The following is a 26602-nucleotide window of genomic DNA, read 5'->3' as shown; positions in this document are numbered from 1 at the left end:
CCTTTCAATTGCACCTGTGTTGAACGCTCAATATGGGCAAAGTCATTGGTGACTACTTGGCAATCCACTACCCACAAGGAAAAGGATTTTTCATGCTTAAAAGATTTTCGGAACAGATGCGTCTCAAGCTTTTCACCGCAGCGGCTGCCTCGTCGGCGATCCTGATCGGCATGACCGGACTGGCCCATAGCACGCCCGCTTCGGCCGCTCCCGCCCCACAAGCCAACGGTACCGCTGCTGCCGCAGTCCCCGGCGAGCTCGTCGTCGGCTACGTGGCCGGCGCCTCTGCCGACCAGCGCGAGCGTGCCCGCGGGCAAGCCTCGGCCCACTTCGCCGAGCGGATCGTCGCCGCGGCCGCCGACCGCACCGAGGTCGAGCTCGTCCGTCTGCCGCAGGGCAAGAACCTGAACCAGGCGATCGCGCAGCTGAAGAGTGACCCCGCCGTCGCCTACGTCGAGCCGAACTACGTCATGACCCACCAGGCCACCGCCACCGACCCCATCTTCACCAGCACTAATACCTCCCAGGACCTCTGGGGCATGTACGGCGACGCATCGACCCCCGCCAACGCCTACGGCAGCCAGGCCGCCGAGGCCTGGACCGCCGGCCACACGGGGTCGAAGAGCGTCTACGTCGGGATCATCGACGAGGGCATCCAGTACACCCACCCCGAGCTCTCCGGGCAGGTCTGGACCAACCCCTACGAGACCGCGGCGGACGGCGTGGACAACGACGGCAACGGCTATGTCGACGACGTCAACGGCTGGGACTTCGCCAACAGCGACAACACCATCTATGACGGTGGCTCCAGCGGCTCGCTCGACGACCACGGCACGCACGTGTCCGGGACCATCGGCGCCAAGGCCAACAACGGGCAAGGCGTAGCCGGCATGAACTGGGACGTGACCCTGATCAGCGGCAAGTTCCTCGGCCGCCAGGGCGGATCCCTGGCCGACGCGGTCAAGTCGGTCGACTACTTCACCGACCTCAAGACCCGCCACGGCCTGAACATCGTGGCGACCAACAACAGCTGGGGCGGCGGCGCCTTCTCCCAGACCCTGCTCGACGCCATCACGCGCGCCAACGCCGCGAACATCCTGTTCGTCGCGGCCGCTGGCAACAGCGGCACGAACAACGACACGACGGCGTCCTACCCGTCCAACTACGACGTCGCCAACGTCATCGCAGTCGCCGCCATCGACCGCAATGGGGCGCTGGCGTCCTTCAGCCAGTACGGCGCCGCGACCGTCGACCTCGGCGCCCCCGGAGTCGGTGTCTGGTCGACGACCGCCTTCAACAGCTACTCGTCCTACAACGGCACCTCAATGGCCACGCCACACGTCACGGGCGCGGCCGCCCTCTACGCCTCCACGCACCCCGGTGCGACAGCGGCGCAGATCAAGAGCGCGATCCTGAGCTCGGTCGTCCCGACGGCCTCCCTCAGCGGCAAGACGGTCACCGGCGGACGGCTCAACGTCAGCGGCTTCTGACCTAGAAGACGGTCAGCGGGTGTGGTCGGGGCGAGAGCCCGGACCACACCCGCTTCTCGTTGCCGAGCGCCGTCTCCAAGACTCACTGACAGTTCACGACGCCACGCTCAACAACGGGCTCGTCGTACACCACGTCCGCGGACTCAACTAGCCGTCATTGCGGCTCTTCTCAGTTTGGTGTTCGGCGCCACAGCGGCGAGTGCCAATCACTCATGGGCGGCTATCACTGGGCTCGAACCAGTAACCCTTTCACTTTGAAACTCGGCGACAATGTGACCTCTGCCTGGGACTCCTACCTGGCGACCACGTCAAGTGATTGGACCCAATCGCATGTTCTCCCTCTCTGTCAGGCTGAGATGAGACACCCCGTTCGTTGAGGGGTGACCTTTTGAGAGGGCGGGGATCGAACATAATCATGTTGAATCCACAAGCCCCAGAACCATCGCTGGTCGATGGTGTTGATCCGGCACCGAAGCTGACTCGGCAGTCCTTCACCGCGGAGTACCGGGAAGGTGTTTTGGTCTAGTGCGAGGCGGCTCCTCATGGGGGAAGTCCGCAGTGCTGCGGCGTGAGGGGATCCATCAGACCCAGGTTGCCGAGTGGGCCAGGGCCCGGGATTCGGCGGCGGCCGGCGAACCGTAACCCCGGTCGAAGGACTCGTCAGCGTCGGCCAAGTTGGTAAAGTCCGAGGCCGAGAACAAGCGCCTGGCCCGGCAGTTGGAACAGACCCAAGCACCGCTCGACGTGATCGGAAAAGCGCACAGGCTCTTGGAGCTGCTCTCGATGAGCGACGACGAGAGCCACCCGCAGGCGAGGAACCGGCGGTGAGCGGCGCGACGATTCTGGATGGGGCGTTCACCGCGTTGATCGCCCTGTCGGTCACCGCGGTGATGGCGTGCGCGTTGACCGGCCGGTCCCGGGCCACCCATTACCGGCGGGCGAATCCGCCGGCACCAAAGACGAACCCGGTGGCCCAGGCCGAGCGGGCCAAACCGCCGTCGACGCTGTCTGAGGACGAACGGGCAGGCGTGTTGGCGGTGATCAACTCGGCGCAGTATGCGGATTTGTCGATCTGTCAGACCTGGGCTCGTGAGCTCGACGAGGACCGGTATCACGGGTCAATGTCGACCATGTATCGGATCGCGTGGGCTGCCGGGCAGACCCGCGAACGCAGACGTCTGGCGACGCCTCCGGCGAAGGTCAAACCCGAACTCCTGGCCACCGGGCCCTCGCAAGTCTGGTCGTGTTATGCCGACATTGTGACTATGCCGATGTTGGTCTCCGATGCCAGGTTTCGGGCGTGACGCGTGCCGGGTGCTCGGCCTGAGCACGCCGCTCCCCGGTCTCACCGTAGGCCCGCAACAGGCGATACATCGTCGCTACCGAGCACAGGTAGGTGCCCTCGTCGAGGAGAATCGCCTGGATCTCTGCCGGAGTCTTGTCCACGAACCGGTCCGACCGCAGCACCTCCAGAACAGCGGCACGCTCAGGCTCGGTCAGCGCGCGCGGTTGCTTCATCGGCTCCGGCCGGGGCCGCGGCGAAGACCGGGGCCGCGGCGAGCGGGGGTGGTGACGGTAGTGCGTCGCCCGCGACCGTCCCACGGCCAGGCACGCGTTTCGCATGCCGACGAGGGGGACGAGCTCGGTGACGGTGGCGTCGATTATTTCTCGGTGCTCGTCGCGCTGCTGTTGGTTGAGAGTTGATCCAACAGAGCCGAGAGTTTTCCCTGGATCGCGATCACCTGCCTCGCCGTATCCAACTCGCCCGACAGTCGCAGATTCTCTTTCCGCAGCCGGGCCGCGTCCTTCTCCGCGATGCTGGCGGGTGGCGCGCCCGCCGGCCGTGCCAACGCCACCAGAACTCCCTTGTCGCGCTGATCACGCCACTTGCCAACCAAGGAGGTATACAGCTTTTCTCGGCGGAGCAGCGCGCCGCCGCCCTGCCGATCGAGGCTGTCGTACTCGGTCAGAAAGTCGCGTTTGTACTTGGCCTTATAGGTCCGCCGCCGAGCACGCTCGGGAACCTGGGGATCGGGGACATCTTCCATCCCTACGGCCTGCCCGGTCGAGCTGAGATCTGCCATATTTGCATTCGTCAAGGAAAACTCTTCCCCGACCTCTACGACACTATTCGGGACGATCCCGGTGCCCTATACAAGGTTGACAGAGAGGGGTTCGCCAAACCAGAGGCGTCGTTCCATCTCGCGTCGTTTCAGATGACTGAGCAGGACGTTGTGGAACTTGCCGACGCAGTGTTCCTCTTGACCTACTGCCTCTAGGTGGGGCCCAATTGGACGCGACGTTGCTCGGTTTGGAAGATCGTCGACGGCAAGCCGCGACTCGTATTCCACCAGGGAACCAACATCCCGTCCGGACTCTGACGTCCGCTCAAGGTTCCCCTGTGACACAACGTCGGCGCACTCGGGCGCCAGATGGTTTGGCCCCCGATCTGTCGTGGTCGACGTCCCCCTTGCGTGCGTCCAGGGCGATGGCGATAAGTCATTACGGTGGATGATATGACCCATCTAGTGATCGTTGCTCCCTTGGAATCACTCACTGTGGGCGATAGCTTCCCGGTGTCGCGGTTTCCGCTTCACTTGACTGTCCTACCGCCGTTCCTCGTGAATATTGACCTGGCGGCGCTCTGGCAGGTTGTGGCAGCGGTGTCGGAGTCAACGGAGCCCTTACTCGCCGAGGTCACGGGGCAGGGAGGATTCGGCGCAAACGGGGAAATAGCTGTTGGCCTGATTCGTCCAATCGCATCACTCTTGGAGGCACACTCGCGGCTGACCGAGGCCTTGATGCCGCTCGGCTGGGTAGCGAAGGAGCCGCAATACAGTGGCGAAGGCTATCGGCCACACATCACCGGCAACAATGAAAGAGCTGTCCGGTCCGGTGAGGTGTTCATCTTGCAGGAGTTAGCAATCGTTGAGATGCTGACCCAACCGATTATCCGTGCCAACTTTAGGCTTCTCGGATAAGGGTCGATGGATAACTTTCTCGCTTCCGAGCTCGGACTTTGCTTGACGCGAGAACTGCTCCGATAGGGCTTGGTCGACCGACACCGTGAACAGGGTCGCCCGCCAGGGGACTCAATAGAGCTATCGAGCGCAGTTCTGCTCGCGTGTAATCTTCCAATGACTCACGTCTTCGGTATCGAATGGCAGCTCAATCATCCCCAACTTCGCTGCAACGCGCTTGGAGACCTCGTTCTCCGGCTCGATCGTCGCCGAGATCGAGCCCAGCGACGAGATGCGAAACACGTGGTCGAGCATGCCGATCCCGACTTCCGTTGCATAACCGTTGCCCCAAGCCTTCTGATGAAAGATATATGTGAGTTCATCGAAGTCTCGATCCGACGCTCGAATCACGCCACAGTAGCCTACGAACTCGCCAGATCGCGCGTCGAAGACGGCCGAGGTGCCGTAACCGCGATCGACGTACTTTCGCTCGCAGATTTCGATCCACTGCGATACTTCGGGGCGGCTGAGGACGGTCCCGTCCCCGACAAATCGCATCACGTTCGGGTCCGCGCAGAGGGCTGAGAAGTCGTTGAGGTCGTCGTGGCGAAACTGTCGCACCGATAGGTGTTCGGTCCGGAATAGCATCGCATCAGCCTATCCACGCCCGCAGAGGGTTCGGCTTGCGGAACGGGCGTGGGGCCGTTGTAATACGATCAGGACCCTGCACGCCATTGGTTTTCCCTCCGAAGAAGCGCTTCCATGAGGATCCACATCAACGGGGGCAGGCCGCTGGCGTGAAGAGTCCGAGAAGACAGTGGGCACGAATCAACCAAGCGCTTCGATGCGGGGAGCTTGGCGCGCTTACGGATCTACCAGCAGGTGCAGCCGCTCGTGGGCCGTGGACGCGGTCGTCGCTGGCTCGATCACCTGGGTGGCGAAAAGTGCGTCCGCCTCCTCGACGGTCGCGAGCTGCAGCTCCTCCTTTGAGCCGAAGTGGCCGAACAGGACGCTCTTGCTCATCCCACGGCGTCGACCAGTCTCGCGATCGAGAGCCCGCCGATCCCCTCGACGGTTGCGAGACGAACGATCGTAGGGTTGATGTACGCACGAACGATCGTGCTTATTGGAATCCAGGAGGAACCATCGATGACGATTTTCCCACCCATCGCCCATGTGGCGCTCACGGTACGAGACCTTGAGGTGAGCGTCCCCTGGTACACGGAGTTGTTCGCGGACCAGCCAGTGCTCGATGAGGACACCGGGCCCTTCCGCCACGTCGTCTGGATGGTGAGCGGCACCCTCGTCGGTCTGCACCAGTTCCCCGACTCGGACGTGACGACGCCGTTCAGCGAGCGCCGTGCGGGCTTGGATCACGTCGCATTCGGCGTCGCGGACCGGTCCGAGCTGGAGCTTTGGGAGAAACGCCTGGACCAGCTCGGCGTCAGCCACGACACGATCAAGGACGCCGGATACGGGTCAGGCCTGTCCTTCCGCGATCCCGACGGGCTGCCGCTAGAGTTCTTTGCGCCGCCGGCCTGAGAAGGAGCAGCACCGCCTTGGTTGAGCGTGCGGGGATAGGACCGGACGCTCAACCAAGGGCACGCACGAGTGAAACCAGCGACTCTGTCGCTGGACGGCCGATCAGCCGGACCGGACAACGCTATCGGCCGCGCAGATCATGGCATAGAGTCCCTTTGACCGATCGTGTCACACGGTTGCTGCATCAGCTTGACAGAGTCATTTTCCTCTAGCGGATATGTTTTGGGAACAGGACCAGCGTCAGTGATCGCAGGCTCGGGTGTCTTGGTGGACGTTCCCCTAACGCTCGGCGTCGAGGTGGAACTCGGGAGGTCAGTCGAGAGCCACGCGTGGGGCATCCGCAGAATTCCACCTGAATAGCGTGAGATGCCAACGGCCAGGGCGCTTGCGAGAAGGATCGATGAGGCCATTCGCTCCGAGACCCTCTAGCCGTCGGCGAACCTTCCACGACGCGGGCTCGCCGCCGTTTTTCACAATGTCCTGCCAAGGCGCGACTGCGTCTGCAAGTTTGACACCGGCCACCAGGAGTACGGCCGGGTCTCGGAGATCGACAATGTTATGGGCCTCCACGTGAAATTTGAGCAAGACGAGCTCGTCGACACGACCCTGAGCATGGGCGATCATTGCCGCGTCGACTCCCTCAGGAGATGAGCTCAGGTACAGAGTCCGTTGATTCGGTTCCGAGTACCTGCCGGCCAGACGCGAACCAAGAAGCGCTGCGTCTTGATACGCAGGGTTCACGGCGCGATAGAACGATCCGGATACGCAGGACCAGACATCACCCACCTGTTCCACCAAGGGTTCACCCGACACTAATCACTCCCCAGAACGTCCCGACCGGTCCCTTCCGACGCTACCCGACGCACAGATCGCCATGGACCGTCCCGTTGACCGTTCCCCAGTGACACGGCATCGGCGCGGTCCGCCGCCGAGTGGTTTGGCCTCGTCTCTGTCGCGCTGGTCGTCCGGCTTGCGGGCGGTGCTCTCTGCAAGTGAATGGGCCAAGACGGGCGTGAGCGACCCGGTGTGCTGGGCACATAGGCTGTGGCTGGGGAGCGCGCGCATCCTTTCTTACAGCACCTGCTTTTCAGGCAAGAATACGGAGCGACCATGGAATACACAGGTATTCGCATGATCAAAGCAACAAGCACAACGATTGCGAACATTCTCGCCGATATTCGGCGACTACCGGAGTGGAATCCCGCGATCCTCTCTGTCACAACAGACGATCCAACTGCGGTCGCTGAGAAGGAATACTCGATACGAGCCAAACTGCCTGGTTCCCCCACGATTACCTACGACGAGGTCTCCCGCGGCCAAATCATCTGGCGTCTCGACGGATTTCAAGCCCATGAAACGGGAACGTGGAAACTCGTGCCGGTCACTGAGCAAATGACTGAGGGCACCCATATCATCACTCACCGTGGAGCCGTCTCTCGCGTTCTTGCCGGCGCTTTTCAAAGTGTCCCAGGATTGAGACTCGATCGACTGCAGCGCCGCTCAGAATACGGAGAGTAGCGCACCACCCTCAGGATTCGAGCACGCGAAACCGAATTCGAGGGCCGATCGCCGTAACGGTGGGGCCGAATGCTTATCGGGCTCGTTGGTGATTGGTGGGCGGAGCCAACGCTCTTAGCCAACTCACGGTTGGTGATTTGCTCGCCGCCAGTTCCGAGCTGCACCCTATTGAGGCGACAAGGGAGTTTTGCGGCGATCTCTGACTCAGGCAAATAGCCACTTCACGACCGCATCTAGTCGCGCACCCGCCGATCCGGCACCCAGCGTCCCGGTGACGGTTCCCATGTGACACAGCATCGGCGCCCTTGGCGATCGAGTGGAGAGGCCGCGAATTCGTCGCGTTGGAGGTCCCTCTTGCGGGGCAGTCTCTGGACAAGACGTCGTGAAGCGCCACTGTCGACCGTGTGAGCAGACGCCAGCAATCCGGACTCTTTCCCGCGATCGCGGCCGCCCTGTGGCTTTCGGGATTGGCTCTCGGTTTGTTCGCAGGAGATCCGGTCTTCCGCTTGGTCGGAGTGGTCTCTTTTGCCGCAGCGATTCCATTTGCAGTCGTTCGCGGCTGCGGTTTACGCGACCTTCGATGATGGTTCGTCATCCCGCTCGGCATCATTCCGTCGGCGCCCCATGCGCCCACCACCGAGCTGCCGGTGTAGACCCGGCCCCGCACAGAATGGAGACCCCGATGGGGACGACGCCCCGGCCGGAATCCGGTCTGACCTTCACCGCCGAGCTGCAGGTGTACCCGGACCGGGCGTAGTACTTCTTCACGGTGCCGGCGGAACAGTCCGAGGACATCCGCCACCTCACGAACGGCCGACGGGGTGGCTTCGGATCCCCGTCGAGCGCAACCAAGCAATCCTCCAACAAGACCTATCTCTACACGGCCTCCATTCAGATCTGGAACAACGGCGCCCTGCAAAAGACCTACCAGAATCGTTTATCTGTGCGAACGAGCGATTGGGTGATCGTGACGTCCTACATCAGCCGCACCTAAGGTAGAGGACTATGTCTAAGCGAGTCGACGAAGCATCGGCCTTACTCGATGAACTCTTCGCGTATCTCGAGGGGTTCGACCCGCCCATCTTCAGCACTGACGGGGCTGCAGAGACTGTCATGGTGGAGGCAGCAGAACCCGGCCCTGCTGCGAATGTTCTGATCACTCAACGCGAGTTTCAGTCGTACTACGAAGTGCTACTTGAATCGGCGGCTGACGATCCTAGTCCAGGTTCTCTTCGAAGGAGAGCCTTCTCGCTCTTCTCTGTGTTACTTCAGGAAGCCGCGTGGGACATGTCGGAGCCCGGATCGCTTGGCTACCAATTAGTGGGGCACCGATTCGTTTCTCGAGATTGAATCAGTGGTATCAGAACCATACGATCCGATACCGCCGAGCACCGGCAAGCTCCGCGGGCGCAGCCCCGAGGCGATGGATGCGAAGCGCGCCCGGGGACGGCGCCGCCGTCCGAATGGGTATCATCCCAGAAGTGCACTACCCCTGGATGGAGCTGAGCATGTCCAACGGCACCACGAACCTGGTGTCGCTGGGCGTGTATCCGACCCAGGCGGCGGGGTCATCACGATAGCAATAACGGGAAGCGAGTGCGCCGTCCCGTAGGGGGTTCGGCTTGCGGGCGCTGCACACAGATGGTCCAACACGTGTCGCGCTCCGGAAAGGGACCGTGTTTCCTCACTCTAGGGACCCGCTGGACGTGCGGCCCGAGGCGAGGTGTGGTTGATTACGCTCGGGGGATGAGAGATTCGGCCCGGCCTGAACACGAGATCGAAATCCCTCAGTCCTTTCGAGAGATGCCACGTTGGTGGAGCGACGGGACGGAATGGCTTGATTCGCTCCCTGGCCGCATTGCAGACAAGTGCGCTGATTGGCGTCTGCGGCCGGATGGCAGCGCGCTCCATGGCTCGAATGCGATCGCTCTGACGGTGACTCGTGACGGGGTCCTGCTCCCCTTGCGACTGACTCCGCCTCATTCCAGTTTCCAGCTCGAGATCGACGCGCTCCGCTTCGGGGACGGACGCGGAACAGTCCTGCTGTTCGAGCACGATTCCGATGCTGGTGCAATGCTTCTGGAACGACTTGAGACCACGGAAACTCTCGCAAGCGCCCCCTTGATAGACGCGGTGCCCGTGATCGCACGTCTCATGCGGAGACTGGCCGTTCCCGCCAACGATTCCGACGTGCCATCCACCGCAGATGTGGTTGAAGCTCGCGCCGGGATGCTCGGGGCTGACTGGGAACGGCTCGTCAAACCCTTCGACCGAACGATCCTTGCCCAGACGCTCAAAATCGCCCAGGATCTGAGAGCCACCCCTCGCAATGACGCTGTGAACGGGGACCTCCACTTCGACCAGATCCTCGCCGGAAGACGAGAGCCGTGGCTGGCCGTGGACCCCGTACTTCTTCGGGGCGACATCGAATACGACCTCGCCCGGATCCTGTGGACTCGGCTGGACGAGATGAACGATGATGATGAAATCCTGTTCCACTTCGAAACCGTCGCCCGTGAGGCACAACTCGACCGCGAACGGGCAGGGAAATGGGTGTTGTACCGCAGCGTGGACTATTGGCTGTGAGTCCTGGACAATGGCCTCACTACCGACCCCGAGCGCTGTCGACGATTGGTGACGATCTTTGCGCACCACCAGCCCAGTAGCGAGAGGGATGCTGCCGCCCGCTCAGCGTTCCCCACTAGGAGCCTCTGGCGGGGGTGCTCCCAGGTCACCGCGAGGGGAACACGATTCGCGGAAATCAAGCTCTCGACAGCCCCATCCTCCGGCGTCGGTTTCACCGGGCTTCGCACCGCCCGCACCGCAGCAATCGGCGCAGGGCTTTATTTGGTTTGGCCGTCGTGCGCTCGGCCACCGCACCACCGCCGTCTAGAAGTCAGTCACTTTCTTGGCATGCCACGCACACCTTGCGGGAATACGATCTCTCTATCGGGCTTCCCGTCACGTCGGCAGCCCGCGACGCACCGCCTCACAGCAGCGTCGAAGCATCGCTGCACCACAGATTGACGCCGCTGCGATGCGGCGGCTAATCGTTAAATTGTGACCCCGACGACACCGTTTCTCATCCAGCTAAAGCACACAGGGAGCATCAATGAGCACTGACGACCAGACCAACACATGCAGTTTCCACATGAGCGGTGCGCTGCCAGCAGGTGGCGACCACCTCGGTGGCACCTTCGGTCAGTCGCCGACCCTGGACAGTTGGTACCCGCAGCGTCTCCGGGTTGAGCTTCTCCACCGGAACGGCGTAGACGCCGACCCGCTCGGCGCGGACTTCGACTACGCGGCGGCTTTCGCCACGATCGACCTCACGACGCTCAAGTCGGACATCAAGCGACTGCTCACCACATCGGTCGACTGGTGGCCGGCGGACTACGGCAACTACGGTCCACAGATGATCCGAATGGCGTGGCATGCCGCCGGCACGTACCGAATTGCCGACGGCCGTGGCGGAGCGGGCACCGCGATGCAGCGGTTCGCACCAATCGGAAGCTGGTGGGACAACGGCAACACCGACAAATCACGACGACTCCTACAGCCGATCAAGCACCAGTACGGCAACGCTCTGTCGTGGGCCGACCTGATGGTCTTGACCGGCAACTGCTCCCTCGAGTTGATGGGCCTGCCGACGTACGGCTTCGGTGGTGGACGACTCGATGCGTGGGAACCGGACGACGGCACCTGGTGGGGCCCGGAGGTCTGGAACCCGCACGCGGTCGCGAGCCCTGACGAGATGGTGAGCCGCGACGAACGCTGGCATGGTCAGAACGGCGACGCGGGCTACGACTTGCAGAGCCCCCTGGCCGCGTCGCACCAGGCGCTCATCTACGTCAACCCTGAGGGGCCCTATTCGAACGGCGACCCGCTGGGCTCAGCACGCGACATTCGCATCACGTTCACGCGGATGGCGATGAACGACGAGGAAACGGTGGCATTGATCGCCGGTGGCCACGCGTTCGGTAAGAGCCACGGCCAGGTACCCGCATCCGACATCGGACCATCACCCGAGAAAGCCCCGATCGAGTCGATGGGGCTCGGTTGGCACAACCCGGTGGGTACCGGCAGTGCCGAGCACACTTCGACCAACGGCATCGAGGGCAGCTGGACTCCGAACCCGACACAGTGGGACAACGCCTACCTCGAGAACCTGTTCGCGTACGACTACGAGCAGACGAAAAGCCCGGCCGGCGCGCTGCAGTGGACACCGACTGACTCGGAGGCGCCGAAGACTCCGGACGCCCACGTACCCGGTCAGATGAACCCGCTCATGATGATGACCTCGGACATCGCACTCAAGGTCGACCCGGAGTATCGGGCCATATGCGAGCGTTTCCTGGCCGACTTCGATCTGTTCACCCTCGCGTTCTCGAAGGCCTGGTACAAGCTCACGCACCGCGACATGGGGCCGAAGCACCGGTACCTCGGCCCGGAGGTCACCATCGCCGACGACCTGCTCTGGCAGGACCCGCTCCCGGACGCAGCAGGATACTCACTCGACGAGGCCGACGTGGCAGCGCTCAAGGAAGCCGTCCTCGCGACCGGGCTGTCCGTGTCCGACCTCGTTTACACGGCGTTCTCCGCCGCCTCGACCTACCGCGACAGCGACAAGCGCGGAGGGGCGAACGGTGCCCGCCTGGCCTTGTCGCCGCAGAAAGACTGGGCGGTCAACCGACGCACCGTCCCAGTCATCGACGCGCTGCGGAACGTGCAGGCGGCTTTCACGGCGACTTCGGGCGGACGGAAAATATCTCTCGCCGACCTCATCGTCCTCGCCGGCAGCGCGGCCGTGGAGCAGGCGGCACGGGCGGCGAGATCTGACGCCAGCGTGCCGTTTACGCCAGGCCGTGTCGACACGACGCAGGAGTTGACCGACATCGAGATGTTTGAGTGGCTGCGACCCATTGCGGACGGGTTCCGCAACTTCGTGTCCGAGCGCTTCGAAGAGTTTGCTCCGGGCGTCGCGCCCGAGGCGGCATTCCTCGACAAGGCGAACCTGTTCACTCTCACCGCACCGGAGTGGACCGTGCTGCACGCCGGGCTCCGCGTGCTCGGCAGCAACTGGGACGGGTCCGACGTGGGTGTGCTCACGGATCACGTCGGAGCCCTGACGACCGACTTCCTCGTGAATCTGACCGACACCGACCTCATCTGGACGAAGGACGACGAGACCGCGATGACCTTCACTGGTCGGGTTCAGGCGACCGGCGAGGCTCGCTGGAGGGCCTCCCGGAATGACCTGGTATTCGGCTCGAACGCGCAACTGCGGTCGATCGCCGACGCCTACGCGGGCAGCGACGGGCAAGAGCGGTTCGTCCGCGAATTCATCCGCGTCTGGTCGAAGGTCATGATGCTCGACCGCTACGACGTCAAGGGCCACAAGCGTTACGGGGCGATGGCCGCCTGACCCCGGAGGTCGCGTCCCGGCGAGCTGACGGCGTGGAGGCACGGCGCGGTCACGCACTGAGCCTCCAAGCCGTCGAGGCCTTGACCGAACGACGCTTGAGGCCGCGAGCTGAACGTTGCACGGATTGATCAGGCTGGGGACGGCCAAGGAACCTCCGCGGGCAGCACGTGGTCGACCACACTCGCACCTCGATGGCCTGCGAGGGTGGACGGGCCGCTATGCCCTGGAAGCCGTTGCCCCCACTCGTAGAGACGCCGGCCGGATTTGCTTTGGCCTCGGGTCGCGGGAGGGTGCCGCTGATGTTCTCTGTGCCGGCTCGTAAGGCCTGAGCCTTCCGGGGTCATGTCCCGCTGAGGAATGCGCGTGACCGGTAGAGGTTCGTCATAAGGGACGACCGCGGTGTATGCCTTGGATCGGCGTTTAGCCCGAGGGCGGCGGGACCGAGGCGCCGCCGCGCAGCGCCTCCCGGAGGTTCAGCTCGTCGCCGGCCTGGAGCTGGCGGCTGGTGAGGGGGTTGAGGAAGCCGAGGTCGTCGAGCGTGATACCGAAGCGGTCGGCGATGTCGTTGAGCGTGTCGCCGGCGACCGCGCGATAGGAGGTGGGAGAACCACCGGCTGTTGCGGTGGCGCCGCCAGCGCCGAACCGAGCGCCTGTATCGACGGCGAGTAGCCCGGGGCGGGTGTCCGGTATGTCCCAGGTGATCGTGCCAACCGCCCGGGGAGTGAGCACGCAGCCGTCAGGATCGGTCGTGGCCGGGGTGCTCGCGGTGATGACGGCGGTCAGGTAGTAGCTGGGGTCGCCCCGGGAGAAGTCCCTGTCGCCCAGGCTCAGCCCGGGCTGATCGGCGTCCGTGGAGAGGTTGCCGAACGAGAAGTTGTACATGTCGGCCAGGCAGGTCGTGGTGTCCGACCAGGGACTGAAGAACAGTTGCACGCCTCCGGGAACGTCCGAGTTGAAGTCCTTCAGCGCAACGTCGAACCCGCCGCCTCCCGCAGTGACCACGACGGTTCCGGAGATGGTGTTATCCCCCGAGGCCGACGTGAGCTCGGCCGTGCCGATGACACCGTCGGGGATGACGACGTCGGGGATGACGACGTCGGCTGTGTCGTCGGACGGGGCCGGCGCAACACTATGGACAGCGGTGTCAACCGGTGGAGTCTCGGTCGTCGGGGGCGAGCATGCCACCAGCCCGAGCACCAAAGTGATGCTCCCCAGAACGGATGTCGTCAGTCGTGGCATCAGGTCCCCTCCCCACCGAACCCAGTATGGCAGTCGGCCCCATCGCCGGTCCAGCCGCGGCCTCGACCAACGAAGTAGCTCGACGCCCCGATCGCTATGAACCGTCCCGTAAGCGGTTCCCTTTGCGGGATGGCGGTAAGGCCATCTGCGGTGAAAGAACGCCGCCTCTCTTCAACAAAAAACACAAGCACATCCCGCAGAGGCGCCGGTCCGTGCCCCAACTGTCTTTAGCTAAATCCCTGTGATGGTGTAGCGACGCTCAATACCGGAGGTCGCCCGACCCCATTCACTGGATGAGACTCGTTGTTGGTGAGTGTGGAACGAGGCGGTATCCCGAAAGCGCTCATCGACCTGCCAGACGACCGGATCGTGGGTGGGCGTCACGTTAAACGAAATGCATCCGTTTTCGGCGCGGGTCAGCCCCAAGTGGACGGGAAGGTACTGCACAACGATCGCAGCTTCGCCGAGGTTGTCGCACAAGAGTTGACCAGTCAATCGCACACTTTCCATAGCGCCATTCTCGCAGCGCCAAAGGCCAACCAATGCCGCGACGGGTATCGGATCGGATCTCCGGCCACCTCCGCTGGCCCGTAGAGCGTTCTCTTGTGACCGCCCAGGAGTTCACGCCGATTTCGTGTGATCGCAGCCAGGCTCCCACCACAGGAGAGTCGTTTCAATCTCCCGGAGGACGAAACGTTCGACGTTGGCGTTTAGAGGATCAAGGGATTCTTTACGAAGGCGGAGCGAGCCGCTGCAGCACCGTCGCCGGCTCGGATTTTACGGCGCGGTCAGGCTCCGCGTAGTGCGCCTTTGTCGTCGACGTCGAGGTGTGTCCGAGCACATCGGCCGCCGCCTGCAAACCCAGTTCGTTGGCGAGCAGCGTCGCCCCCGTTCGGCGGAAGGCGTGGGGGGTGATCCCCATGCCTTCGAGGCCAGCGTTCCGGAGAATCTCGCGGAATGTGCGCCGGACGTTGTGCGGCGCGAGTGGCTTGCCGTTCCGCGTGAAGAACAGCAGATGTTCCCCGTCCTCCGCCTCGATCAGTCTTATACGTCGTCGTATTACCTCTGCCGCGAATTGCGGCACGGCGACGACCCGGTTCGACTCATGCGTTTTGGGATGCGCCGGACGAATCACGCCGGCGCCACTTTGCACGACGAGCGTTCCGCGGATGTGCACCCAAGGCGGGTCGGCGGTCATATCTGTGTCGCACTTTCGAAGCGCCAGCGTCTCCCCGATGCGCGTCGCCGTGCCGAGCATCACCTCGATCAGCGCTCGCCCCCCGCGGCCGCCCATGGACGGTACGGGCACGTGAAGACCGTCCAGCCACCGAAGAACATCGGAGACGCGGTAGCGAATCTCCCGTCCGACGCGAATGCCGGATGGGCCGCGGCCATCGGTACGCAGGTCGTAAATCGCCTGCACGTGCAGACCGAGATACTTGGCGAGCTCGCTCGTCGTGAGTACGGGCTCCAAACCGAGCCCCGAGAGATTTGTAGCATCCATAACCCGTAGGTGCCCAAGGTCACACCAGGTGAATCGAACTGGGTCGCGTACCTTCTTTCCGAGAACCCACAGGGGGCGGGCGCCGCGGAATAAACGTTGAATAAACGTTGAGTGAATCAAGTCTTGCCCCTTCAGTGAGGACAAGAAACCTTGGTCAGACGATGTTTTCGGTGCCCCCGGTAGGAATCGAACCTACGACAATCGGATTAGAAGGCCGGTGCTCTATCCACTGAGCTACGGGGGCGGGACTGTACAAGGTTACAGGCCACCGGACGTGGTCAGGTCAACGCAACGCTCAACGCATCCGCTCAGCTCAGCGCAGGGCGGCCAGGTCGTCCATGACGGAATAGCCCGGAACGGCGGAAACGGGCGCGCCGCTCTGCAGGAGTGACGCGATCTCCCGGCCCAGTTCGGCGGTCGAAAAGCCCATACCCGGCCCGGCGGTCGCCGGCAGCTGGGCCAGAACGTGCACGGCGGCGGCCTCGATGGCCCGCGCAGCGTCGCCCTCGCCGAGGTGGGCAAGGCACATCGCGGTCGAGAGTATCGCCCCCACCGGGTTCGCCCAGCCTCGGCCGGCGATGTCGGGCGCGGAGCCGTGAATCGCCTCGAACATGCTCGGGCCAGAGCCATCGAGGTTTAGATTCGCGCTCGCGGCGACTCCCAAGCCGCCCTGGATGGCCGCGCCCAGGTCGGTGATAATGTCCCCAAATAAATTGTCGGTCACGACCACGTTGAAGCGTTCCGGGGCCGTCGGCAGGTAGAAGCAGAAGGCGTCGACGTGCACGTAGTCCACGGGAACGGTGGGAAAACGCGCACTCAGCTCGTCGACTGTCGACTGCCAGAGGGTGCCGGCCTCGACCAGAATGTTCTTCTTGTGGCACAGGGTCAGTGTGCCACCCCGCCGCTCGGCCAGACGAAATGCGAACTCGACCACACGTTCAACGCCCATGCGGGTATTGACGGATTCCTGCACGGCGACGGCGTTCGGAGTTCCCGCGTGCACCGTCGACCCGCGCCCCACGTAGGAGCCCTCGGTGTTCTCGCGCACGATCACGAGGTCGCAGCGCTCCGGGGTGAGGCCGGCGATGGGCGTGGCCACACCGGGATAGAGCTTGATCGGGCGCAGATTCACGGCCTGCTGAAAGGTGCGGCGCATCTCGAGGATGAAACCGCGTTCCAGAATGCCGGGCGCGACGGCGGGGTCGCCCATCGCGCCGAACAGAATGGCGTCGTGGCTGCGCAGCTGCGCCTGCAAGGCCGGAGTCCAGAGTTCGCCGGTCGCCAGGTAATGCCGGGCGCCAGCTGAGATCTCGGTGACTTCCGTGCTGAAACCGAACATCGACTCCGCTGCCGCGAGCACATCGAGGGAGGCGTCGATGACTTCGGGCCCGATGCCGTCACCACGAATCACGGCCAGCCGATGGACTCTAGCTGTGCTGATCATCCTTCTCCTCCTGGATAAATGAGTGCCGCGGCAGGTCATTGACCTGAGGATCGGCGCTCGATACTCTAGTTAGGTTACTGGTCAGACCAGTAGAAAGACCAGCACTTCCCCCTGTGAATGACAGAAAGCGGTCCCGTGACTTTGTTCTCGATTCCCTACCCGGCCGGGCTCCCCATCGGCGAGCGCTGGCTGGACTGCCCCGAGCAGGCGGAAATCGTGTTCCCGTTCGACGGTTCCCCGGTGGCGCAGTCGCCGGTCGGCACCGTGGCGCAAGCCTCGCTTGCAGTGGATGCCGCCGCCTCGGTACGCGCGGAACTGGCCGGGCTGAGCACGGGCATCCGTCGTACCCTGCTGGTCGGCATTCACGACGCCCTCGCCGAGCAGACGGCACAGTTCGAGCAGCTGCTCGTACTGGAGACCGGGAAACCGCTCGTGGACTGCCGCACGGAGGTGGCCCGCGCCCTCACCACTTGGTCGGCCAGTGCCGAGGAAGTCGCCCACCAGCACGGTGAAACCGTGCCCCTCGACCTGCAGCCGAGCGGTGTGGGCATGATCGGATACTGGACGCGCCGGCCCGCTGGCATCGTCGTGGGCATCACCGGTTTCAACTATCCACTACTGCTGGCCAGCCACAAGCTGGCCCCCGCGATCGCGGCCGGCTGCCCGATCATCATCAAGCCGGCGCCGAACACTCCGCTGTCTACGCTGTGGGCGGTCGATCTGATTCGCGGCGTGCTGCGCGAACACGGGGTGTCGCCCGCTGCCGTTCAGCTCGTCACCGGGGGCATCGACGTCGGTGACGCGCTCGTGCGTGACCCCCGGGTGGCGGTGGTCTCCTTCACCGGTTCCGCCGCCGTCGGGCACCAGATCGCGCGCTCGGCTGCACCACGAAAGGTCGTGTTGGAGCTGGGCGCCAATACCGCCCTGATCGTCGCGAGCGACGCCGACGTCGAGAAAGCCGTCGACGCGGTGATTCGCGGCGGCTTCTACGCCAACGGCCAGGCCTGCATCTCGGTGCAGCGCATTCTCGTGCACGATGCGATCGCCGACGAATTCGAGCGGATGCTGCTGGCCCGCCTCCCCGAGGTGAGCGTCGGCGACCCGCGCGATGACAGCACGCGGGTGGCGCCGGTCATCAACGAGGCCGCCACCCGGCGCATTCTGGCCTGGATCGCCGCCGCCCGGGCCGGTGGGGCCCGGGTTCTGGCCGGCGGCCATCTGGTCGAGCGCAGCATTGCGCCGACCGTGCTGGCCGACGTTCCGCCGGAGGCCCAGGCCTGGTGCGAGGAAATCTTTGGACCGGTCGTCATTCTGCAGCGCGTCTCCGACCTCGGGTCGGCGATCGAGCTGGTCAACCGCTCGCGTTACGGCCTGCAGGCCGCGATCTACACGAGTTCACTGCAGCGAGCGTTTCGCGCCATCAATGAGCTCGATGTCGGCGGCGTCGTAGTCAACGAGATCCCCGGATTTCGCTCCGACATCATGCCCTACGGCGGCGTGAAGGATTCCGGCACGGGCCGGGAAGGTCCCCGGTTTGCCATCGAGGAGTTCACCGTGACCCGCATGGCCATGATCCGCCCGTAACCCATTCAGAAAGAAATACCGTGGACTACACCCAACTGTTCCAGTTTTCCGGTCGCCGCGTTCTCGTGATCGGGGCCGGCAGCGGCATCGGCCGGGAGAGCGCCCGCGCCCTGCACGCCCACGGAGCCACGGTCATCTGTGCCGACCGCGATGCGGCCAGCGCGGCGGCCACCGCTTCCGGGCTCGGTGCCGGAGCGACCTCGCTGCAGGTTGACGTGCTCGACCAGGCGGCCGTGCGGGCCGTTGCCGGCGACCTGCCGGATCTCGCCGCACTCGTCTTCACGGCCGCGACCAACGTGCGCAAACGCATCGCGGACTACACCCTCGACGAATTCGACCGCGTGGTGAATCTCAACCTGCGGGCCGCTTTCGTGCTCATTCAGGCCTTTGCGCCGGCCATGGCCGCTAACAACGGCGGCAGCATCATTGGCTTCGCCTCCATTCGGGCGGTCACGGTTGAGCCCGGCCAGGGCGTCTACGCCGCGACCAAGGCCGGGCTGGTGCAGCTGTTGCGCACGGCGGCCGCCGAATACGGGCCGGCCGGTGTTCGAGTCAACGCAATCTCCCCCGGCGTCGTGGAAACCCCGCTGACGGCGCAGATCAAGAACAATCCCGACTGGTACAACGCCTACGCCGCCAAGAGCGCTCTCGGCCGCTGGTCGACCCCGAGCGAGCTCGCCGGTGCCGTGGTCTACCTCGCCTCGGACGCGTCGCGGTTTGTCACCGGGTCGGTGCTCACCGTCGACGGCGGCTGGACCGCGGTCGACGGCCGCTTCGACCCGCCGAACAGCTAGCCGCTCGGGGCGGCTGACGCACGGCCACCCGAATCAGTGCGCCCGTGGAGGAGGGCTGTGCCGCACTGCGGCCGGCACAGGGGGATTGTTCGCGCCGAAAGCCTCGCCACAGCGGCGTTGAGGCATTCGTGACTTCGCGTCCCTCTATTGACAGGCGCCAGCACATCCACTATTTTTCTTACATGTGCGAATGTTGCACAGGGTGTGCGACGAACGCTCACTCCTGAATAAGTCAAGGAGGACTTATGCGGAACAAGCGGATAGCGACAGCAGTGGCCACGGCGCTTATCGCGGTGTCGATGACGGCGTGCACTCCCGCGCCGGCCGATGCAGAGCGGGAGGCCACGATTCGGGTATGGAACCCTCAGGACCAGTGGCGCAAGACGACGTCCTTTTACCAGGACAACGTCGCCGACTTTGAGAAGAAGTACCCGAACGTGACCGTCGAGTACGTCGATATCCCCTACGGACAGTACGAGGCCCGGTATAACGCTGGCTTTGCCAGCGGACGGGACGCACCCGATATTTTCATGGGGCAAGTGTCGTACTACGGCGGCGCCCTGGGCATCGCCGCCGAAGCCCCCGACGACCTTCAAACGCTGTGGGACGACAAGCTCACTCCCGTCACGAGCAAGAACTTTCAGATCGACGGAGCCTGGCACGGCTACCCAGTCAGCACCGACTTGGGCATGCAGCTCTACTACAACCAGAACCAGTTCGTCGAGGTAGGGCTGGACCCGGCCGATCCGCCCCAGACTTTTGAGGAACTGCGCGAGTATGCGCAGGCGCTGGCCATCCGGGACGGCGACAAGGTCACACGCAACGGCATGGCGCTGCGTTATTCGGGCAACCCGACCGGAATCGTTGACAAAGCCCTCCCGTACATTCACGCTTTTGGAGGCCGCCTCTATGCCGAGGACCAGTCAACCGCAGAAGGCTTCCTCAACAGCGATGAGACCGTCGCCGGAATCCAGTACATGCAAGACCTCGTTGAGAAGGATCAGGTGTCCAGCCTTGAACTCGGCGTGCCGGACGACACCTTCGCCCAGGGGCTCTCGTCCATGACCTTTCGCGAAGGGTGGTACGAGGGCTGGCTGGAACAAAATGCGCCGCAGGTGAACTTTGCCGTCGTTCCCTATCCGGATGGTGAAGCAGGCTACCCGCAGGTGAGCCTGCTCTTCAACTGGGCCTGGATGGTCAACGATAACAGCCCCAACAAAGACATCGCCTGGGACTGGATGCGCACAGTCTCCGATCCGGAGCTCGACCTGGAGCTCGCCCAACTCGAGGGCTACATGCCGGTGTGGACTGAAAATTTCTCCGACCCGTGGGTGACGGAGCGCAGTGATTTCAATGCGGTCGAAAGACAGATCAGTGAGGGCGCCGGCCCGACCTACGATGCCCCGTACACAAACCAGATCGCCGTGACGATCGGAGCCGCCATCGAAGCCGCTCTGCAGGGGGCCGACGTGCGAGAGAGCCTCGACGGTGCCGTAGCCGAGGTGGATTCACTTCTGGAACGCGGCGAGCGGTAGGGTGCGTCGTGGTCACGACGATCTCCCCCACGACAGAACCCTCCGTGGCACCGCCTTCGACCCGTCCAGCGGTGAAGTCAAGATCAGCCAAGTCACGTCGAAGTACTATCCGTGCCTATGTCTTCTTGGCGCCGACTCTCTTCTTCGTCGTCTTGTTGTTCATCATCCCGCTCGGTTACAACATTTTGATCAGCTTCTACGACTGGTCGGTTATCGGCCGGCGCGATTTCATCTGGCTGGACAATTACACGTCCGTCCTCACGAGTGATCGTTTTCTCAACGCAGCCGGGAACACCGTCTACTTCACATTTCTGACGGTACCGATCGGAATAGTCCTCTCGCTCGTCGTCGCGTTGGGTTTCAACGCCCTGACGATCACGAGGGGAGCAAGCCTGGTGCGCGCGCTCTACTTTGCTCCGGTCGTCGCCTCCCTCACCGCCGTCGCCTTCGTCTGGCTGTGGATCTTCAATCCCGCCTACGGCCTGGCAAACGACATCCTGGGCGGTCTGGGTATTTCCGGGCAGGAATGGCTCACGTCAGAAGCCCAATCTATCCCCTCCCTCGCCGTCATGTATGTGTGGGCACGGCTTGGATTCAACGTCATCATTCTGCTTGCCGGGTTGAACGCGATTGATCGTTCGTACTACGAAGCAGCCCGCCTGGATGGCGCGGGACCCATCAGATTGCTGTGGTCCGTGACCCTGCCACTGCTCAACCGGCAGCTGGTCCTGGTCGCGAGCGTTGAGGTGATGAATGCGTTAAAGCTGTTCGAACTTCCTTTCGTAGCGACGAGCGGTGGGCCGGTCGGCTCCAGCCGGTCCATGGTGATGGAAATTTACGAGCTCGCCTTTCGTCTCGATCGTTGGGGTGAGTCGGCCGTCTACGTTGTCGCGCTGTTCGTCTTCCTCGTGCTCGTCACCGGCATCATCCGCAAGGTCTTCACGAAGGACATCTCAGAGTGACCACCCAGACCGATCCCGCATCCGCTTCTCCGACCACAGAACGGCGCAGCACTGGTGCCGGCACAGACCAGCGCGCCGTCACGGCTCGCCGTCGGCCTCGGCGCCGCACCACCGGATCCATCAAACAAGTCGGGCTCTTTGTGGCCCTGCTCCTCGGCAGCCTCATCATGCTCCTGCCTCTGGCCTGGGTGGCCCTGTCATCGCTCAAGGCTCCCGAGGAGATCCTTCAGCTCCCGGTGAAGTGGCTGCCGGACAACTTCTTCAATTTCAGCAATTACGTGCAGCTCTTCGCGCAATACGACTTCGGTCGATACATCGTCAACTCGTTCGTGGTCACCGGGATCGGAATCGTCACGAGCTTGGTTATCGCGCTCCTCGGAGCATATGCCTTCGCCTACTTCACCTTTCCATTCAAAGAACCGCTGTTTCTCGTGGTGCTCGCGCTGTTCATGGTTCCGCAGGAAGCACTCGTGATTCCGATGTACCTGATGATCTCCGGCGCAGGCCTGACCAACACCTATGTCGGGTTGGCCTTTCCCGATCTGTTCACTGTTCTCGGACTCTACCTTCTGCGCCAATTCATGGAGGGTATTCCCTACAGCTATGTCGAGGCGGCACGGGTTGACGGTGCGAGCGACCTACGAATTCTGATCCGGATCATCACACCGATGGTGGCGCCAGCAATCGTGGTGTTCATCATCATCAAGTTCATGTTCACCTGGAACACCTTTCTCTGGCCGATGCTCGTGGCCCAGAACGAGTCGATGTATACCGTCACTGTTGGACTCGTCAACTTTGCCGGGGGCGAGTTCAACCAGTGGAACCTGATCAACGCCGCGACCATGATCAGCATGATTCCGACGATCATTCTGTTCATCACCCTGCAGCGGTACCTCGTCAAGGGCGTCGCGATGAGCGGCATGAAATAGCCACCCACATTTTCCAACCAACAGACAAAAGGAACACTATGACGCAGCTTCTCGAAAACAAGACCGCCCTGATCACCGGTGGGGGTGTCGGAATCGGTCGAGAGATCGCCCTACAGTTTGCCGATTCCGGTGCCCGAATCGCCGTAACATACCGTACGCACGCGCCAGACGATGATTTCGTCAACCGGATCGAGGCAGCGACCGGCTCGCCGCTCGTGGCCGTCGGCCTCGAGGCAACCGATGAAAGCGCGGTGCAGGCAGCACTCGGTTTAATTAATCGCGATCTGGGTGGCCTCGATATTCTCGTGAATAATGTCGGCGGTCTCGTCCAGCGTTCCAGCATTGGCGAGATGAGCTTCGAACTGTGGCGAACGGTCATGGCAACCAACCTCGACAGCACATTTCTGGCCACCCACTACGCGATGCCGTTCATCCGAGATGGCGGACGCATCATCAACGTCGCCTCTCTCGCCGGAATCAACGGTGCACACAGCGGCGCAACGGCTTATGCAGCGTCCAAGGCAGCCATGTTCGGATTCACCCGCGGATTAGCCAAGGAAGTGGCGCCACGGAACATCACTGTCAACGCACTGGCCCCCGGCTTCATCGAGGCGACCCCCTTCCACGACACGTTCACGACCGCGGAATCGAAACGGGTCACCCTCAGCACAATTCCGCTGCAGCGCGCCGGCATTCCAGCGGATGTGGCTGGTCCAGCTCTTTGGCTCGCGTCTGAGCTGTCGGCGTTCGTGACTGGCACGACCGTGAACATCAACGGCGGAGCGTACTTCGCCTAGGCGACGGCCTGATGATCACGTCGCGACTTATTCATCCACAGATTCTTGGCGCGCTGGCTGGAGCAGGCCACGGATCAACCGTGCTGATCACGGACGGGCATTATCCGGCGCGCACGGCCGTCGGTCCCAACGCCAAGACGGTCCACCTCAATCTGGAGGCGGGAGTGCCCACCGTTCCCGATGTCCTATGCCTGATTCTAGAGTCGATCCCGGTGGAGAAAATCACCATGATTCGTCCGGCGCCCGACGCCATTCCGAGCCAGGTCCAGGACGAGGTCGTCGAAACCATCGCGGGGATGGTCACCGCCGATTTCGTGGATCGCTTCGCGTTCTACACTGTTGCGCGATCACCCGACCTGGCCCTGTGCATCGTCACCGGCGACGTCCGACGGTTCGCGAACGTGCTCCTGACGGTGGGCGTACTGGGATCGACTCCCCGGTGGCGGCCCGAAACAGGGGCACCGACGCGGTGACGGTGAATCGGTAACATGAGATGGAGCGACACGATCGTCGTACCCGCACCGGGCACGCCCGGTGAAGGCAATAGCCATCAGTGTTCCGGGCTGTCGGCGGAGTTGAATCGGGAGATGGACGGATGAGCCAAACAGTCAGGCGCGCTATCGAAATTCTCGAATTCTGCAGCGTGCGCCCACGTGAACTCAAAGAGGTCGCTGCGGAAATGGGTGTTCATCGCACCACGGCGCTGCGTTTAGTGCAAACCCTGACCGCGGGCGGTTTCGTGCGCCGTGATGAACTCGGGCGGTACGGCGTGGGCTTTCGATTGGCAGGACTCGCACAACGTGCCCTCGACCAATTCGATCTGCGCAGCGTCGTTCATCCGCACATTGTTGCACTGGGCGATCGGCTCGGTCACACCATCCAATTCGCCGTCCCGCAAGGCGACCACATCATCTACGTCGACAAGATCGAACCGGCGCAGGCCATCAGTCTCAACACGCGGATTGGCGATTTCGTCGTCATTCACACCGCAGGCGTGAGTAAGGCAACACTGGCCAATCTCCCGCCCGAACGGCGTGACGCAATCATCGCTCAAGCGACCTTTGAGAAGTTCACCCCGACCACCATCACCGCCAAGAAGGATTTCCTGGCTCTATTGGCAACCGTGCGGGAGCAGGGTTGGGCAACGGACGACGGCGAGTTTGAATCCTTCACCAATTGCATCGCAGCGCCGGTCTGGGACCACGCGAACGCCGTCGTTGGAGGCATTTCCGTCACGGCGTTCAAGAACAAGGCGGATCTGACTCAGCTCAGAGAGCTGCTGCCAGAACTACTGGCGACAACAACAACAATCTCCATGGAACTCGGGTGGCGCCCGCCCGGTGGGAACCACGAGGCCAGCGACGAGCCCCTGACCGACGAGTAGTCCACGTGGGCGGGGGCTGCTCGAGGCCCGCCGAACGCTTAGCGCGCCAGCTGACCCACGGTATGAAACGGCCAGACCGGTTTGGCCGCCGCCGGACGCGCCTGCTCGTACCAGTGGGTGGCCCGCAGAACCGCCAGATCTTCGAACCGGCGCCCGGCAATGTGCAGCCCGATCGGACGACCGTCGGCCGTGAACCCGCAGTTCACCGAGCTGGCCGGCTGCTCCGAGAAGTTGTACGGCGCGGTAAACGCGATGTGGTCGAGCGAGGTGGCCGCATCATTGGTCGGCATTGGCCACTCCGCCGGAAACGCGGCGACCGGTGACACCGGCGACAGCACGACGTCATACGGCGCCGTGGCCGCGACGGTCGCCGCGCGCAGGTCCTGAATGCTCTGGTAACACCGCACCACCTCGGTGCCCGACACGCCAGCGCCACCCAGCACCCAGTCCCGAATGAAGTCGAGAACCATCGCCTGCCGGGCCGGTTGGAGCACCTCATAGTCGGCGAGGGAACGCACCCGCAGAAACAGGTCGAGGTCGGCGAGGTACTTCTCGGTCATCGGCGGGGCGATCTCCTCCACGATCGCGCCGGCCGCTGCGAAGCGTTCCACCGCCTGCAAAACGGATGCCGCCACTTCCGGGTCGGTCGCCATACCCGCTCCGCCGGCCAGGTGGTACCCGACCCGCAGTCCCGCGACCCCGTCACCGCCGCAGTGCACGTCGGTCCAGTCCAGGTTCTGCTGGCCGAGACTGGTGTAGTCGCGCGGGTCTGACTTGGTGAGCACGCCCATGAGCAGGGCGGCGTCATCCACTGTTCTGGTCAGCGGCCCGGCCACCCGGCCCATGTACGGCGGGTCAACAGCGATACGGCCGAAACTCGGTTTCAGGGTCACGAGCCCCAGCCAGGTGGCCGGCAGTCGCAGGGAGCCGCCGATGTCGGAGCCGGTGTGTAGCGGACCGATTCCGGCGGCGGCAGCAGCGCCCGCGCCAGCGCTCGATCCGCCGACGGTCCAGGCCGGGTTCCAGGGGCTGCGGGTGATTCCGTGCAGGCTCGACACGCCGGAGGAGAGCATGCCGTAGTCGGGCATGACCGTGACGCCGAAGATGACTCCGCCCGCCTCGCGGATGCGCGCGGCGCTCGGCCCGTCTTCGGTCGCGATCGCGGCATCGAACTTGGCGGCGGTGCCGGACGGACGGCTGAAGCCGCGCACAGCCACGTTCTCCTTGATACTGGTCGGCACCCCGTCGATGGTGCCGAGCGGATGCCCCGCCGCCCACCGCCGTTCGCTGGCCGCGGCCGCATCGAGCGCTCCGATCCGATCGAGGCCCCAAAAGCAGTTCAACTCGGGCTGCAGTCGCTCGGCTTTGTCAAGTACCGCAAGCGTCACCTCCACCGGGGAGAGGTCGCCGCTGCGGTAGCGCGCTACGAGCTCGGTCGCCGGCAGGCATTCGATGGGCGCGGTCTCGATCATGGCATCTCCAATGGGTCAGGTGC

The 26602-nt window shown here is 63.4% G+C and carries 26 protein-coding genes and 1 tRNA gene; 16 read left to right on the top strand and 11 right to left on the bottom strand.

The window, feature by feature from the left end; translation table 11 throughout:
- Positions 1–92 precede the first annotated feature (92 nt).
- Both E3T35_RS08885 and E3T35_RS08880 read left to right on the top strand, forming a co-directional pair.
- A complete protein-coding gene (locus E3T35_RS08885) occupies positions 93–1490 on the top strand; it encodes a S8 family peptidase (protein ID WP_198421012.1) in 1398 nt (465 codons plus the stop codon).
- Between the two features lie 824 nt (positions 1491–2314).
- The gene (locus E3T35_RS08880; RefSeq protein WP_134378571.1) at positions 2315–2794 is read left to right on the top strand and encodes a hypothetical protein; all 480 of its coding nucleotides are present in this window, start codon (positions 2315–2317) and stop codon (positions 2792–2794) included.
- On the opposite strand, the gene E3T35_RS08875 is transcribed toward E3T35_RS08880, so the two are convergent.
- Together E3T35_RS08875 and E3T35_RS08870 are read right to left on the bottom strand one after the other, a co-directional pair.
- A complete protein-coding gene (locus E3T35_RS08875) occupies positions 2754–3008 on the bottom strand; it encodes a helix-turn-helix domain-containing protein (RefSeq protein ID WP_134378569.1) in 255 nt (84 codons plus the stop codon). The genes E3T35_RS08880 and E3T35_RS08875 overlap by 41 nt on opposite strands.
- Before the next feature lie 143 nt (positions 3009–3151).
- On the bottom strand, positions 3152–3574 hold the full coding sequence (locus E3T35_RS08870; RefSeq protein ID WP_134378567.1) for a hypothetical protein: 423 nt from the start codon (positions 3572–3574) through the stop codon (positions 3152–3154).
- A 432-nt stretch (positions 3575–4006) separates the two neighbouring features.
- Here E3T35_RS08870 and E3T35_RS08865 point away from each other — a divergent pair, with 432 nt between their 5' ends.
- Positions 4007–4471, top strand: a complete 465-nt coding sequence (locus tag E3T35_RS08865) for a 2'-5' RNA ligase family protein (RefSeq protein WP_134378565.1) — start codon at positions 4007–4009, stop codon at positions 4469–4471.
- 120 nt (positions 4472–4591) lie between these two features.
- Here the strand turns inward: E3T35_RS08865 and E3T35_RS08860 are convergent, their stop codons facing one another.
- Together E3T35_RS08860 and E3T35_RS19245 are read right to left on the bottom strand one after the other, a co-directional pair.
- Positions 4592–5098, bottom strand: coding sequence for a GNAT family N-acetyltransferase (locus tag E3T35_RS08860; RefSeq protein WP_134378563.1), 507 nt, complete (start codon positions 5096–5098; stop codon positions 4592–4594).
- Positions 5099–5314: 216 nt separating this feature from the next.
- The gene (locus E3T35_RS19245) at positions 5315–5473 is read right to left on the bottom strand and encodes a hypothetical protein (RefSeq protein WP_166789886.1); all 159 of its coding nucleotides are present in this window, start codon (positions 5471–5473) and stop codon (positions 5315–5317) included.
- A gap of 126 nt (positions 5474–5599) precedes the next feature.
- Here E3T35_RS19245 and E3T35_RS08855 point away from each other — a divergent pair, with 126 nt between their 5' ends.
- Positions 5600–5992 carry a VOC family protein gene (locus E3T35_RS08855; protein WP_134344221.1) on the top strand — a complete coding sequence of 131 codons (393 nt, stop codon included), beginning with the start codon at positions 5600–5602 and terminating at the stop codon, positions 5990–5992.
- Between the two features lie 312 nt (positions 5993–6304).
- On the opposite strand, the gene E3T35_RS08850 is transcribed toward E3T35_RS08855, so the two are convergent.
- Positions 6305–6733 carry an RES family NAD+ phosphorylase gene (locus E3T35_RS08850; RefSeq protein WP_198421015.1) on the bottom strand — a complete coding sequence of 143 codons (429 nt, stop codon included), beginning with the start codon at positions 6731–6733 and terminating at the stop codon, positions 6305–6307.
- Positions 6734–7102: 369 nt separating this feature from the next.
- On the opposite strand from E3T35_RS08850, the gene E3T35_RS08845 reads away from it, so the two are divergent.
- The 4 genes from E3T35_RS08845 (at position 7103) to katG (ending at position 12935) form a co-directional block, all read left to right on the top strand.
- Complete coding sequence (locus E3T35_RS08845) at positions 7103–7510, top strand: SRPBCC family protein (protein ID WP_134378561.1); 408 nt, start codon at positions 7103–7105, stop codon at positions 7508–7510.
- Positions 7511–8279: 769 nt separating this feature from the next.
- The gene (locus E3T35_RS08840; RefSeq protein WP_134344225.1) at positions 8280–8504 is read left to right on the top strand and encodes a hypothetical protein; all 225 of its coding nucleotides are present in this window, start codon (positions 8280–8282) and stop codon (positions 8502–8504) included.
- A 752-nt stretch (positions 8505–9256) separates the two neighbouring features.
- Complete coding sequence (locus tag E3T35_RS08835; RefSeq protein WP_134378559.1) at positions 9257–10096, top strand: aminoglycoside phosphotransferase family protein; 840 nt, start codon at positions 9257–9259, stop codon at positions 10094–10096.
- Positions 10097–10622: 526 nt separating this feature from the next.
- Positions 10623–12935 carry a catalase/peroxidase HPI gene (katG, locus tag E3T35_RS08830; RefSeq protein WP_134378557.1) on the top strand — a complete coding sequence of 771 codons (2313 nt, stop codon included), beginning with the start codon at positions 10623–10625 and terminating at the stop codon, positions 12933–12935.
- 420 nt (positions 12936–13355) lie between these two features.
- Here katG and E3T35_RS08825 read toward each other — a convergent pair whose 3' ends face one another.
- The 5 genes from E3T35_RS08825 to E3T35_RS08805 all read right to left on the bottom strand — a co-directional run bounded on the left by E3T35_RS08825 (position 13356) and on the right by E3T35_RS08805 (position 17122).
- The gene (locus E3T35_RS08825) at positions 13356–14174 is read right to left on the bottom strand and encodes a LysM domain-containing protein (RefSeq protein ID WP_134378555.1); all 819 of its coding nucleotides are present in this window, start codon (positions 14172–14174) and stop codon (positions 13356–13358) included.
- A gap of 231 nt (positions 14175–14405) precedes the next feature.
- Entirely contained in the window at positions 14406–14684 is a 279-nt protein-coding gene (locus tag E3T35_RS08820; RefSeq protein WP_134378553.1) for a putative quinol monooxygenase, read from the bottom strand.
- 220 nt (positions 14685–14904) lie between these two features.
- Complete coding sequence (locus E3T35_RS08815; RefSeq protein ID WP_241988781.1) at positions 14905–15648, bottom strand: tyrosine-type recombinase/integrase; 744 nt, start codon at positions 15646–15648, stop codon at positions 14905–14907.
- Between the two features lie 201 nt (positions 15649–15849).
- A tRNA-Arg gene (locus E3T35_RS08810) sits at positions 15850–15922 on the bottom strand.
- Between the two features lie 69 nt (positions 15923–15991).
- The gene (locus tag E3T35_RS08805; protein WP_134378549.1) at positions 15992–17122 is read right to left on the bottom strand and encodes a 3-isopropylmalate dehydrogenase; all 1131 of its coding nucleotides are present in this window, start codon (positions 17120–17122) and stop codon (positions 15992–15994) included.
- Between the two features lie 135 nt (positions 17123–17257).
- On the opposite strand from E3T35_RS08805, the gene E3T35_RS08800 reads away from it, so the two are divergent.
- The 8 genes from E3T35_RS08800 to E3T35_RS08765 all read left to right on the top strand — a co-directional run bounded on the left by E3T35_RS08800 (position 17258) and on the right by E3T35_RS08765 (position 25107).
- Positions 17258–18706: an aldehyde dehydrogenase family protein gene (locus tag E3T35_RS08800; RefSeq protein WP_241987633.1), complete on the top strand. Its 1449-nt coding sequence runs from the start codon at positions 17258–17260 to the stop codon at positions 18704–18706.
- A 20-nt stretch (positions 18707–18726) separates the two neighbouring features.
- On the top strand, positions 18727–19500 hold the full coding sequence (locus E3T35_RS08795) for an SDR family NAD(P)-dependent oxidoreductase (RefSeq protein WP_134378547.1): 774 nt from the start codon (positions 18727–18729) through the stop codon (positions 19498–19500).
- A gap of 245 nt (positions 19501–19745) precedes the next feature.
- On the top strand, positions 19746–21035 hold the full coding sequence (locus E3T35_RS08790) for an ABC transporter substrate-binding protein (protein ID WP_134344237.1): 1290 nt from the start codon (positions 19746–19748) through the stop codon (positions 21033–21035).
- A gap of 125 nt (positions 21036–21160) precedes the next feature.
- Complete coding sequence (locus tag E3T35_RS08785) at positions 21161–21997, top strand: carbohydrate ABC transporter permease (RefSeq protein ID WP_166789885.1); 837 nt, start codon at positions 21161–21163, stop codon at positions 21995–21997.
- Positions 21994–22926, top strand: a complete 933-nt coding sequence (locus E3T35_RS08780) for a carbohydrate ABC transporter permease (protein WP_134378543.1) — start codon at positions 21994–21996, stop codon at positions 22924–22926. The genes E3T35_RS08785 and E3T35_RS08780 overlap by 4 nt, the downstream gene beginning before the upstream one ends.
- A 38-nt stretch (positions 22927–22964) precedes the next feature.
- A complete protein-coding gene (locus E3T35_RS08775; RefSeq protein WP_134344242.1) occupies positions 22965–23723 on the top strand; it encodes an SDR family NAD(P)-dependent oxidoreductase in 759 nt (252 codons plus the stop codon).
- A gap of 11 nt (positions 23724–23734) precedes the next feature.
- The gene (locus tag E3T35_RS08770) at positions 23735–24196 is read left to right on the top strand and encodes an RbsD/FucU family protein (protein WP_134344244.1); all 462 of its coding nucleotides are present in this window, start codon (positions 23735–23737) and stop codon (positions 24194–24196) included.
- Positions 24197–24318: 122 nt separating this feature from the next.
- A complete protein-coding gene (locus E3T35_RS08765; RefSeq protein WP_134344245.1) occupies positions 24319–25107 on the top strand; it encodes an IclR family transcriptional regulator in 789 nt (262 codons plus the stop codon).
- Between the two features lie 38 nt (positions 25108–25145).
- Here E3T35_RS08765 and E3T35_RS08760 read toward each other — a convergent pair whose 3' ends face one another.
- Entirely contained in the window at positions 25146–26579 is a 1434-nt protein-coding gene (locus E3T35_RS08760) for an amidase (protein WP_134378541.1), read from the bottom strand.
- Positions 26580–26602 lie beyond the last annotated feature (23 nt).

The organism is Cryobacterium sp. TMT1-2-2 (assembly GCF_004403505.1).
Classification (GTDB): Bacteria; Actinomycetota; Actinomycetes; order Actinomycetales; family Microbacteriaceae; genus Cryobacterium; species Cryobacterium flavum.
This window is presented reverse-complemented; position numbering and strand designations above follow the sequence as displayed.